The organism is Rhodophyticola sp., assembly GCF_965284195.1.
Classification (GTDB): Bacteria; Pseudomonadota; Alphaproteobacteria; order Rhodobacterales; family Rhodobacteraceae; genus Rhodophyticola.
In genome coordinates this window covers 45413-57468 of sequence record NZ_CBDIRM010000001.1, presented here as the reverse complement: position 1 = coordinate 57468, position 12056 = coordinate 45413, and the positions used below count along the sequence as shown (strand labels likewise).

Here is a 12056-nt window from a genome sequence, read left to right as displayed (position 1 = left end):
ATCCGGTATATCCCCGCGATGTCTGTTTACGGTCATGACCCGGCTCCCAGAAGGGCGGCGAGGGTCATGGCGATTGTGGCGGCGAAGCCAAGGAACCAGATCGCACTCCGCCAGGGCGACCAGCCGAAGGCATAAGCCGGGACATAGAGGATGCGGGCGCCCAGATAGGTCCAGGCGCAGGCGGCGGTGAAGGTCGAATTGCTGCCGGACAGCTCCACCACCACCACGGCGATGGTGAAGAGGATCAACCCCTCGAAATGGTTGTTCATCGCCCGGTAAAGCCTCGCGGTGCGAGTCGAGAGCTGGTCCTCCAGAGACCCGCCCAGCCGGTCGCGGTCCCGCGGTGAGGCGGTCTTGCCCGCGCCGAGTTCCCGATTGGCAGGGATCGCCATCAGGCAGAACTGAACGGCTTGCAGAAGAAGCGCCAGGGCGAGGGTGGTGAGTTCGGGGGTCATGTTTGAATACCCTGCATGACCTCTAAGCCTCTACTTATGATCTGCGAAACCAGCTCTCCAGAGGTTTGCTCGCCAATGGTCCCGATGGCAAACCTGAGTCTGCTGCCAAGCGTTTCGTCATCTGCTTCCAGAGATAGCCCCAAAACTGCCAGCGCCTTACCTGAGAGTACATAGTCAAACTTGAAGTTACTCGCAGGATCGGGGTGAATGTAGCCTTCGGTCGCCATCCAATGCAGCATGAGTCGCACATATTGGCTTTTGATGGCCTCATTTTGGGATGCATCTGCGATAGCGACATGCCTGAAGCGTCTCTTGCCGTCCTTTATTGAGATTTGCCCTTCCATGGCGAGACGCTCGAAGTCGGGCCAGAGGTCATCCGTCACCACGTGATAGGCAGCAGGGAAAGCTACCTGCAGCTTATCGAGGACAATCCCAAAGAAGATCTTCGCAGTATCTACATTGGACATCGAATAGACACTTTCACGTCGGCACATGAAGAAACTGGTAGTGCTTCGAATCGGAAATCCAGCTCCTCCGGGCCTGCCCGATCATTCACAAATCCATCAGCAGACGCCGGGGATCCTCAAGCGCCTCTTTCACCCGCACAAGGAAGGTCACGGCGCCTTTGCCGTCGACGATCCGGTGGTCGTAGGACAGCGCCAGATACATCATCGGGCGGATCACCACCTCGCCATTGATCGCCATCGGGCGGTCCTGGATCTTGTGCATCCCCAGAATGCCCGATTGCGGCGGGTTCAGAATGGGCGAGGACATCAGCGAGCCATAGACCCCGCCATTGGAGAGCGTGAAGGTGCCGCCCTGCATCTCGGCCATGGACAGTTTGCCGTCGCGGGCGCGGCGGCCCTTCTCGGCGATCGCCTTCTCGATCTCGGCGAAGGACATCGAATCCGCGTCCCGGATGACCGGCACCACAAGACCCGTGGGGGTGCCTGCCGCCACGCCCATATGCACGAAGTTCTTGTAGACGATATCGGTGCCGTCGATCTCCGCATTCACTTCGGGGACTTCTTTCAGGGCATGGCAGCATGCCTTGGTGAAGAAGGACATGAAGCCCAGACGAACGCCGTGCTTCTTCTCGAACTGGTCCTTGTACTGGTTGCGCAGCGCCATGACCTCGGTCATGTCCACCTCGTTATAGGTGGTCAGCATGGCAGCCGTGTTCTGGCTGTCCTTCAGGCGCTTGGCGATGGTCTGGCGCAGCCGGGTCATCTTGACCCGTTCCTCGCGCGCGGCATCATCGGCGGGCACCGGGGCGCGGGGCGCCGCCGGCGCGGATGCGGTGGGCGCGGACGCCGACGTGGCGGCCGCAACCGCTTTCTGCACGTCCTCCTTCATGATCCGTCCATCCCGGCCGGATCCCTTGACCTGATCGGGGCTCAAGCCCTTTTCGGCCATCATCTTCCTGGCAGACGGGGCGTCTTCCACATCGCCGCGGCCTTTGCCTGCATCCGCCGCATCCGGCGCTTTCGGTGCCGCCGTCTCGGCGCCCCCTTCCGCCGGTGGCGTGGCACTGCCCGCGGCGGCTTCGGCCCCTGCGCCGGCACTCATCACCGCCAGCTTGCCCCCGGCCTCCACCGTCTCGCCTTCGGCGGCCAGGATCTCGGTCAGGGTTCCCGATGCGGGCGCGGGCACCTCCACGGACACCTTGTCCGTCTCCAGCTCGCACAGCATCTCATCCTGGGTGACGCTGTCGCCGACGGCCTTGAACCAGGTCGAGACGGTCGCCTCGGTCACGCTTTCACCAAGCGTCGGCACCATGACGTCCACGCTTTCGCCTTGGCCGCCACTGTCCTTGACGTCAGCCTTGGCGGCGGGCGCGGCCTTGTCCTTGGCGGGCGCCTCCGATCCGGCATCGCCTTCGCTGAGCGTTGCGAGCAGGGCATCGACCCCCACGGTCTCGCCTTCCGCCGCGACGATCTCCGCCAGGGTTCCGGCAGCGGGCGACGGTACTTCGACCGTGACCTTGTCGGTTTCCAGTTCACAGAGCATTTCATCGACCGCAACGGCTTCCCCCGGTTTCTTGAACCAGGTCGCCACGGTGGCTTCTGTCACGCTTTCGCCCAGGGTGGGTACGCGCACTTCAACGGACATCGCTTATTTCCCTTCGATCGTCAGCGCATCATTCACGAGCGCGGCTTGTTGTGCTTTGTGTTGGCTCGCCAATCCTGTCGCCGGCGACGCGGAGGCCTGTCGCCCGACATAGACCGGCCGCTTGTGCTTGGCTTTCAGGCGCGTCAGGACCCATTCAAGGTTCGGTTCGACGAAACTCCACCCACCCTGGTTCTTGGGTTCTTCCTGGCACCAGTACATCTCCGCCCCCTTGAAGCGTTCAAGCTCCTTCATCAGGGCAAGGGCCGGGAACGGGTAGAACTGCTCCAGCCGCAGCAGATAGATATCGTCGATACCGCGCGCATCGCGCTCTTCCAGCAGGTCGTAATACACCTTGCCCGAACACAGCACGACCCGCTTGATCTTGTCATCGGGTTGCAGCTCGGTCTCGGAATGGCCCTTCTGCGCATCATCCCAAAGCACCCGGTGAAAGCTGGATCCGGTCGTGAAATCCTCGGTCTCGCTGACCGCCAGCTTGTGCCGGAGCAGCGATTTCGGCGTCATCAGGACCAGCGGTTTGCGGAAACTGCGATGGATCTGCCGGCGCAGGATGTGAAAGTAGTTCGCGGGCGTGGTGCAGTTGGCGACGATCCAGTTGTCTTCCGCACACATCTGCAGGAAGCGCTCCAGCCGGGCGGAGGAATGCTCCGGCCCCTGCCCTTCGAAACCATGCGGCAGCAGCATCACCAGACCCGACATCCGCAGCCATTTGCGTTCGCCCGACGAGATGAACTGGTCGAACATGATCTGGGCGCCATTGGCGAAATCGCCGAACTGCGCCTCCCACATCACCAGCGCATTGGGTTCCGCCAGAGAATAGCCGTACTCGAACCCCAGAACCGCGTATTCCGACAGCATCGAGTCGATCACTTCATACCGCGCCTGCCCTTCACGGACGTGGTTGAGCGGGTAATACCGTTCTTCGGTTTCCTGATCGATCAGCGCGGAATGGCGCTGGCTGAACGTGCCGCGCGTCGAATCCTGACCGGCCAGACGCACCGGATAGCCCTCGGTCAGCAGCGAGCCGAAGGCCAGCGCCTCCGCCGTTGCCCAGTCGAACCCGGTGCCGCTGTCGAACATCTGCTTCTTGCTTTCGAGCAGGCGGCCCACGGTCTTGTGCAGCTTGAAGCCATTGGGCGCGCGCGCAAGAGCGGCGCCGACCTGTTCGAAGGTTTCCGGGTTGATCGCCGTCTCGCCGCGCTGGTACTCCTCCCCCTCGCGGTCCAGATGGGACCAGCGGCCATCCAGCCAATCGGCCTTGTTGGGCTTGTAATCTTTGCCCGCTTCGAACTCTTCGTTCAGATGGGCCTGGAACGCGGCCTTCATATCCTCGATTTCACCTTCGGGGATCAGACCGTCCTTCACCAGACGTTCGGTATAAAGCTGAAGCGTCGTCTTCTGCTTCTTGATCTTCTTGTACATGATCGGGTTGGTGAACATGGGTTCATCACCCTCGTTATGACCGAACCGCCGATAGCAGAAGATGTCGATGACGACGTCCTTGTGGAACATCTGTCTGAATTCGGTAGCCACCTTGGCCGCATGCACCACGGCTTCCGGATCGTCGCCGTTCACGTGGAAGATCGGGGCCTCCACCATCAGCGCGATATCGGTGGGGTACGGGCTGGAGCGGCTGAAATGCGGCGCCGTCGTGAAGCCGATCTGGTTGTTCACGACGATATGCATCGTACCACCGGTGCGATGCCCGCGCAGGCCGGACAGGCCGAAGCATTCGGCCACCACGCCCTGCCCCGCAAAGGCCGCGTCACCATGGAGCAGGATCGGCAGAACGCTGGTGCGTTCCGGATCGTTGTTCTGGTCCTGTTTCGCGCGGGCCTTGCCCAGAACGACCGGGTTCACGGCTTCCAGATGGGACGGGTTGGCCGTCAGGGACAGATGGACGGAGTTCCCGTCGAATTCCCGGTCGCTCGACGCGCCCAGATGGTACTTCACGTCGCCCGAGCCATCGACGTCTTCCGGCTTGAAGGAGCCGCCCTGAAACTCGTTGAAAATCGCGCGGTACGGTTTGGCCATGACATTGGCCAGCACACTCAGCCGTCCCCGGTGCGGCATGCCGACGATAATGTCTTTCACACCCAAGGCACCGCCGCGCTTGATGATCTGCTCCATCGCCGGGATCAGGCTTTCACCTCCATCCAGACCGAACCGCTTGGTGCCCATGTATTTGACATGGAGGAACTTCTCGAAGCCCTCCGCCTCGACCATCTTGTTGAGGATCGCCCGGCGCCCTTCGCGGGTGAAGGCCACCTCTTTGCCGAAGCCTTCGATCCGCTCCTTCAGCCATGCGGCTTCGGTCGGGTTCGAGATATGCATGTATTGCAGCGCGAAGGTGCCGCAATACGTCCGCTTCACGATGTCGACGATCTGGCGCATCGAGGCCATTTGCAGGCCGAGCACATTGTCGATGAAGATCGGCCGGTCCATGTCGGCTTCGGTGAAGCCGTAGGATTTCGGGTCCAGTTCCGGGTGCGGGGTCTGGTCGCGCATGCCGAGCGGGTCGAGATCGGCCACCAGATGGCCCCGGATGCGGTAGGCGCGGATCAGCATCAGCGCCCGGATCGAATCGAGCACGGCGCGCTGCACCTGATCATCGCTCAGCGAGACGCCCTTCTCCGTCGCCTTGCCCCTGATCTTGTCGCCTGCGCCTTTCATCTCCTCGGCTGCCGCCGGCCACTCCCCGGTCAGCGCATGGGTCATCTCGTCGGCGGGTTGGGGCGGCCAGTCGCTCCGCGCCCAGGACGGGCCGGAGGCTTCGGCTTTCACCTCCATCTCCGCATCGCCAAGCGCCCGGAAGAACTCCTGCCAGGCCGCATCGACGGCGTTCGGGTCATTGGCGTATCGGGCGTAAAGCTGCTCCAGATACTCGGCATTGTGGCCTTGCATGAAGCTCGACGCGTGGAACTGGTCGTTCGGGGATTGGTCGGTCATTACGTGGTCCTCCCGGAGCAAGGTCTATTGGCAGGCAAAGTCAGCACGTTGGTTTCGAGGCCCGGCACCGCTGATCTGAAGAGTGGAGCTTTGGCGACCCAAATGGCCACATATCTCTGCCGCAAGGGCTTGAACACCGCCGATGTCTATTCGCTGAGAGTTGAAACGGATTCTGTAGCCGCCACTGCGGTTACCGATATCGAATACACCAGCGGGTTGATTGATGAACACGCCTCGATCCGGATTTGTGCGCAGAAAATAGACGTTCTGCTGCACCTCGGCGATCTGACCGGTGAAGGCCTCGGCGGGAGTTGCAAGGCTTGACACGCCGAGGGCGACAGCCAGGGCCAGGACCGCCCCGGACCAATGGCCGGTCTGATGGCGCGCCAGACACTTGCGCGTCCGCGCTGCGCCGTCCATGCGTTGCCCGGGAAGCATCACCCAATCGCCTTCAGCACAGCCTCGCCCAGGCCTGCGGGGCTTTCGGCCACCACGATGCCTGCGCTCTGCATCGCTTCGATCTTGTCCTCGGCGCCGCCCTTGCCACCGGCGACGATGGCACCGGCGTGGCCCATGCGGCGGCCCGGAGGGGCGGTGCGGCCTGCGATGAAGCCGGCGGTGGGCTTCCAGCGGCCCTTTTTCTTCTCATCGGCCAGGAACTGCGCCGCTTCTTCCTCGGCGCTGCCGCCGATCTCGCCAATCATGATGATGCTTTCCGTCTCGTCATCGGCCAGAAACCATTCAAGCACATCGATATGTTCGGTTCCCTTGATGGGGTCGCCGCCGATGCCGACGCAGGTCGACTGGCCCAGACCCACATCGGAGGTCTGTTTCACGGCCTCATAGGTCAGCGTGCCCGAACGGGAGACCACGCCACAGGACCCGCGTTTGTGGATATGGCCGGGCATGATGCCGATCTTGCAGGCATCCGGGGTGATGACACCCGGGCAGTTCGGCCCGATCAGGATGCTGCCGGAGCCTTCCAGCGCACGTTTGACCCGCATCATGTCGAGGACCGGAATGCCCTCGGTGATGCAGCAGATCAGCTGCATCTCCGCATCGATCGCTTCCAGGATCGAGTCCGCGGCAAAGGGCGGTGGCACATAGATGACGCTCGCATTCGCCCCGGTCACCGCCTTCGCCTCATGCACGGAGTTGAAGACCGGCAGATCCAGATGCGTCATGCCACCTTTGCCCGGCGTCACCCCGCCCACCATTTTCGTACCGTAGGCGATGGCCTGTTCGGAATGGAACGTGCCCTGGCTTCCGGTGAAACCCTGACAGATCACCTTGGTGTTTTCATCTACGAGTACGGCCATATGCCTGTTCCTTCTCGATTAAGTCGCTGAGCCATAAAGGGCTGAGTAATAGGTTTCATTTCGATCAAACGGGCTTTGACGCGCGACGCCCAACACGGCCGGCACCGAAGACAGCGCCGCCGCAATCTCTGCCTGGGAGGAGCGGCTGACAAACACCAGCGAGCACGGGCCATCGGCCCGGATCGACAGGTTGTAGCGCTGATGGAAAAGGGTGCCCGTCCGGCTGTTGCGGACAAACCCGTTGGCCGCCGCGGCAGCATCCCGGTTCGAGGATGCGCATACAGTCTGCATCAGGGACGCGGCTGTCCGTGGCGGGGCCAGCGCCTCTCCGGGCGCGGCATCGGGCGTCGAGACGAGCCCCTGCGTCGCGGGGGCCGTGGGGGTCACCGGGGCCGTGGACACGCAGGCCGCAAGACCACCGCAAAAGGCAATGATGAAGAGCCGACGCAACCCCGTCGCCAGATACGTGCGGCGATCGAAACCAATCATGCTTGGCCAGCCTTTCATCATTGATCCCCACCTTGAAGTCCACCTGCAGGCGGCAGGCGTTCCAGATTCACGACCACCTCCGGTCTTCCCGGAGCCGGGCGTGTGTCCACATCAAGCACAGTACGGAGATCGCGGACCTGACCGAACTCCATGGCTTCGGTTGCGGCGAAGGCGGGCTGGACAAGATCGGCGGCCAGGGGCGTCTGCGCCGCAACCGCCCTGCCCGGGCCGACCCCGATGAGCAGCACGATGCCGAGGCCATGAATGATCTGCCACAAGGAAAGGGATTTCATCGCCCCGTCGCCCTAGCCCTTCACCGCCGCCACGATCTTTTCAGCGCCGTCCTTCAGGTCATCCGCCGCGATCACGTTCAGGCCGGAATTGCGGATGATCTCCTTGCCCTTTTCAACATTCGTGCCTTCCAGACGCACCACGAGCGGCACCTCAAGACCCACCTCCTGCACGGCGGCGATCACGCCTTCGGCAATGATATCGCAGCGCATGATGCCACCGAAGATGTTGACCAGAATGCCTTTGACCTGCGGGTCGGAGGTGATGATCTTGAAGGCCTCGGTCACCTTCTCCTTGGTCGCGCCGCCGCCCACGTCGAGGAAATTGGCGGGTTCCGAGCCGTAGAGCTTGATGATGTCCATCGTCGCCATGGCAAGGCCCGCGCCGTTGACCATGCAGCCGATTTCCCCGTCGAGCGCGATGTAGTTCAGATCGTATTTCGAGGCGGCGAGTTCCTTCGGGTCCTCTTCCGTCTCATCGCGCAGCGCCGCGATATCGGCGTGGCGGTAAACGGCATTGCCATCGAAGCCGACCTTGGCATCCAGCACTTTCAGATCGCCGCTATCGGTCACGATCAGCGGGTTGATCTCCAGCATCTCCATGTCCTTCTCGGTGAAGGCCTGGTAAAGAAGCCCCATCAGGCGGACGCATTGCTTGACCTGCTGGCCTTCGAGACTGAGGGCGAAGGCAACCCGGCGGCCATGGAACCCCTGATACCCCGTCGCCGGGTCGACGCTGAAAGACAGGATCTTCTCGGGCGTCGCAGCCGCGACCTCCTCGATATCCATCCCACCCTCGGTGGAGCAGACGAACGAGATACGACTGGTCTGGCGATCCACCAGAAGGGCCAGATACATCTCCGTCTGGATGCCCGAGCCATCTTCGATATAGATCCGGTTGACCTGCTTTCCCGCGGGGCCCGTCTGATGGGTCACCAGGGTACGGCCCAGCATCCGCTTGGCCTCGTCCGCGGCCTCTTCGACCGATTTGGCAAGGCGCACACCGCCCTTTTCACCGGCATCCGCTTCCTTGAAGCTGCCCTTGCCACGCCCGCCTGCGTGGATCTGCGCCTTCACGACCCAAAGCGGGCCGTCCAGCGCCCCAGCGGCGGTTTTTGCCTCTTCAGCCCGCATCACCACCCGGCCATCGCTGACCGGCGCGCCATAATCGCGAAGCAACGCCTTCGCCTGGTATTCATGAATATTCACGAAACTGTCCCATGATTGGTGTTATCTGCTTGGGACTAAGCACAAGAATTGCACACAATAAAACGTCAATCTGACGCAGTATGGGGAATTCTGCCTAAAAAGCGACATTTGTGATCACAGCCAGAAAAAGTGTGATCACAAAATCAGGCGCGGGGCCGGGATCCGAACTCGGAAAGCGATTGCGAAAGGCCCGAACTTTCAAGGAGCGTGCGCTCCCGCTCCTGCAAAACAGCGTCAAAAGCCCCGACCGTCAGATCAAGGGCGAGGTTGCTGCGCCCGGTGGTCGGATCAAACGCGCGGCAATCGAGAAGGCCAAGCGCCTGAAGATCGCCCATCTGGCGCGGCGTGAGATATCTCAGCCTGTCGTGAAACGCCCTCAGCCCCGGCGCATGTCCCGCACAGGCCGCCGCGTCCGCAATCTGGCTCCGCCGGTGGCGGGTCACGATCCGGTCGAGAATTTCGGGGTCATAGCTTGCGTATCGCAAGAGCTTCAAAATCCAGTGGAGCGGCGTCAGACCGTCGAAATGCAGGATCCGGGCAGATGTGGAGCGCCGCAACCGCGCCCGGGCGCGTTCTCCCCCGCGGTCAAGAAACGCGGTATGGATCGACAGGGAAAACCCCTGGCCCACGGGCACCGCAACCTTGCCCGCGGCATGGCCCAAAAGCCCAAGCCGCCGATAGCCCCGATCCGCGCCGAACACCCGCCGCGCGACGGCGCGGTTTTCGCTCCTGGCGTCACCGGGGGCTGTCAGCGCGGGCATGAAACCGCCTTCGAAAAGGGTTTCCGGGGCCGATCCGGGCAGATAAATGCGCTCCCAAACCGGCAGTTGCAGCGCCATGGCGGTTCCGTTCAAGGCGGCCATCTCTCCGGCAATCGGGCGCTCCTGAAGCAGAAACTCGTCCGCATCCAGATGGATGAGCCAATCGCATGCGGTTCGCGACAAGGCGTGGTTTGCATTCAGCGACTGCCGCCGCACCTGCGACGCGGGCCTTGCGCGCCGCTTGGCCTGTGTTCTCCAGTGATCCAGAGTGCACCTGACGACGCGGCAGCCCGGCATCGATTTCAACAGGTAGAAGGCCGGGTCGTGCGGGTCGTCCAGATAGACGTGAATTTCCGATGCGCCGCTCGCCAGATGCCAGGCGACATTGGCCTGAACCAGCACCGGCGGCTCCCGGACCGTCATCACGACACCCCAACTCACATCGCCCATTATCCGCCCAAATCCAAACTCTGCGCCCGTTCAGCTATCTACCGTCTACCTGTCTTGCGAGGATCTGTCGCCATCGGGAAAAAGAAAATGGCGGCCGGGCGGGCCGCCATTCCAACTTGCAGATGCGTGACCGTTCACGCCAGGCTGTCGTCGATCCCCTTGCAGGCGTCGACAAGGCCTTTCACGGCAGCCACGGAATTGTCGAACATGGCCTGCTCTTCCTTGGAAAGCTTCACATCGACGATCCGTTCGATACCCCCTGCGCCGATCACGGTCGGCACGCCCACATACATGCCCTTCAGCCCGAACTGGCCATCGCAATAGGCGGCACAGGGCAGAACCCGCTTCTGGTCCTTCAGGTAGGCTTCGGCCATTTCGATCGCCGATGTCGCGGGCGCATAGAAGGCGCTGCCGGTTTTCAGCAGGCCGACGATCTCGGCGCCGCCATCGCGCGTGCGCTGCACAATCGCCTCCAGCTTCTCCTGCGTGGTCCAGCCCATCGCCACCAGATCGGGCAAGGGAATACCCGCCACGGTGGAATAGCGCGTCAGCGGCACCATCGTGTCACCATGCCCGCCCAGAACGAAAGCGGTCACATCCTTCATGGAGACCTCGAACTCTTCGGCCAGGAAATGGCGGAACCGCGCGCTGTCCAGCACCCCGGCCATCCCGCAGACCTTTTCATGCGGCAGACCCGAAAACTCGCGCAGCGCCCAGACCATCGCATCGAGCGGGTTGGTGATGCAGATCACGAATGCATTCGGCGCGTGATCGCGGATGCCCTCGCCCACGGATTTCATGACTTTCAGGTTGATCCCCAGAAGGTCGTCCCGGCTCATCCCCGGTTTGCGCGGCACGCCGGCGGTGACGATGCACACATCCGCACCCGCGATATCCGCATAGTCATTCGTGCCCTTCAGCTTGGCGTCGAACTTTTCCGACGGACCGGATTCGGCGATATCCAGCGCCTTTCCCTGTGGAATGCCCTCGGCGATGTCGAACAGGATGACGTCCCCCAGTTCTTTCAGCGCTGCAAGATGGGCAAGGGTGCCCCCGATCTGTCCCGCGCCGATAAGCGCAATCTTGGGTCTGGCCATGAGAGTGATCTCCAGGTACCTCGTTGATATTGGCGACGGGCCTATCCGCCCGCCCCCTTCGGCGCAAGCCTGCGCGCGCGCGGCGGAAAGACCCACGCGGCAGTGCAGCACCGCCAAGCCGCTCGAAACAAGAGAAAATCAGCCACTCCACCTGAATTTCCGGCACGGTGCGCGCCGCGCGGATTCCGCCAAAGTGACCGTTCGGGCCGGCGATTTCCTGCTCCCCGGCCCGCTTTCCACACGCGATTCTGACCGGCGGGCCGGCATGGAAAACGCCCCGGGCACGTCTCTGTTCAGAGCGGTTCCCCGGGCGCGGGCTGCACCAATGTCACGTAGGACGCGCCGGAGGCCATCAGGCAGGTCATCCCGTCCGCGCTTGTCACGGTGATCGTCCATGTCCCGGTCTCGTCCGAGGCATAGACCTCGACGATACGGTTGCCCGGGCCCATCCCGATGGACCGCGCGGTTTCGCCGTACCGGCTGCTCAATGTCCCGATGATCGCATCGCGCTGACCGCAAATCGCCTGTCCGTTCGATTGCGCCCCGGCGGGAAACGTCAGAGAGGCGAGCGTCAGCGCGGCCCCGACAATCCTGTTCATTCTGGTCATGGTCCTGCCTTTCATCTGCGGATGGGGGGCGGAGAAAAGCAGTCCGCAAGAGGGTGAGCGTGCGACCGCCTGGCTCCCCCTTTTGCTGTCTGGTCATTTGCCCGAAGGTTCGGGCGCCATCTGTCCTGTATCGGAAAAGATGACAAAAATTCCGTTAACTCCCGGGAAAAACCGTCATCCGACCGTGACAGGATCCCGCAGCTGAGCCGGAATTATAGCGGGTTCCGGCGCAACATAGTTTCGCCATGCTGCGGCATAACGGAACTTGCGTTCGCGCGGCAGGCATGATTCTTGCCAGT

12 protein-coding genes are annotated in these 12056 nt (G+C 62.4%); 1 reads left to right on the top strand and 11 read right to left on the bottom strand.

The window, feature by feature from the left end:
• Positions 1–32: 32 nt before the first annotated feature.
• From ACQ651_RS00310 to ACQ651_RS00295, 4 genes are all read right to left on the bottom strand, one after another.
• A complete protein-coding gene (locus ACQ651_RS00310; protein ID WP_227284374.1) occupies positions 33–455 on the bottom strand; it encodes an MAPEG family protein in 423 nt (140 codons plus the stop codon).
• Complete coding sequence (locus tag ACQ651_RS00305; protein WP_430447793.1) at positions 452–922, bottom strand: hypothetical protein; 471 nt, start codon at positions 920–922, stop codon at positions 452–454. Before ACQ651_RS00305 ends, ACQ651_RS00310 begins: the two co-directional genes overlap by 4 nt.
• A gap of 85 nt (positions 923–1007) precedes the next feature.
• Positions 1008–2567, bottom strand: coding sequence for a 2-oxoglutarate dehydrogenase complex dihydrolipoyllysine-residue succinyltransferase (odhB, locus tag ACQ651_RS00300; protein WP_430447792.1), 1560 nt, complete (start codon positions 2565–2567; stop codon positions 1008–1010).
• Between the two features lie 3 nt (positions 2568–2570).
• Complete coding sequence (locus tag ACQ651_RS00295; RefSeq protein WP_430447790.1) at positions 2571–5534, bottom strand: 2-oxoglutarate dehydrogenase E1 component; 2964 nt, start codon at positions 5532–5534, stop codon at positions 2571–2573.
• Between the two features lie 102 nt (positions 5535–5636).
• Here ACQ651_RS00295 and ACQ651_RS00290 point away from each other — a divergent pair, with 102 nt between their 5' ends.
• Positions 5637–5858, top strand: coding sequence for a hypothetical protein (locus ACQ651_RS00290; protein WP_430447789.1), 222 nt, complete (start codon positions 5637–5639; stop codon positions 5856–5858).
• Positions 5859–5971: 113 nt separating this feature from the next.
• Here the strand turns inward: ACQ651_RS00290 and sucD are convergent, their stop codons facing one another.
• The 7 genes from sucD to ACQ651_RS00255 all read right to left on the bottom strand — a co-directional run bounded on the left by sucD (position 5972) and on the right by ACQ651_RS00255 (position 11757).
• Positions 5972–6853: a succinate--CoA ligase subunit alpha gene (gene sucD, locus ACQ651_RS00285; protein ID WP_430447787.1), complete on the bottom strand. Its 882-nt coding sequence runs from the start codon at positions 6851–6853 to the stop codon at positions 5972–5974.
• Between the two features lie 18 nt (positions 6854–6871).
• Positions 6872–7342: a hypothetical protein gene (locus ACQ651_RS00280; RefSeq protein ID WP_227284379.1), complete on the bottom strand. Its 471-nt coding sequence runs from the start codon at positions 7340–7342 to the stop codon at positions 6872–6874.
• A gap of 17 nt (positions 7343–7359) precedes the next feature.
• The gene (locus tag ACQ651_RS00275; protein ID WP_430447785.1) at positions 7360–7635 is read right to left on the bottom strand and encodes a hypothetical protein; all 276 of its coding nucleotides are present in this window, start codon (positions 7633–7635) and stop codon (positions 7360–7362) included.
• A gap of 12 nt (positions 7636–7647) precedes the next feature.
• The gene (gene sucC, locus ACQ651_RS00270) at positions 7648–8841 is read right to left on the bottom strand and encodes an ADP-forming succinate--CoA ligase subunit beta (RefSeq protein ID WP_430447784.1); all 1194 of its coding nucleotides are present in this window, start codon (positions 8839–8841) and stop codon (positions 7648–7650) included.
• 143 nt (positions 8842–8984) lie between these two features.
• Entirely contained in the window at positions 8985–10052 is a 1068-nt protein-coding gene (locus ACQ651_RS00265; RefSeq protein WP_227284381.1) for a glycosyltransferase family 2 protein, read from the bottom strand.
• Between the two features lie 134 nt (positions 10053–10186).
• The gene (gene mdh, locus ACQ651_RS00260) at positions 10187–11149 is read right to left on the bottom strand and encodes a malate dehydrogenase (RefSeq protein WP_227284382.1); all 963 of its coding nucleotides are present in this window, start codon (positions 11147–11149) and stop codon (positions 10187–10189) included.
• A gap of 293 nt (positions 11150–11442) precedes the next feature.
• The gene (locus ACQ651_RS00255) at positions 11443–11757 is read right to left on the bottom strand and encodes a hypothetical protein (RefSeq protein ID WP_227284383.1); all 315 of its coding nucleotides are present in this window, start codon (positions 11755–11757) and stop codon (positions 11443–11445) included.
• Between the last annotated feature and the right edge of the window lie 299 nt (positions 11758–12056).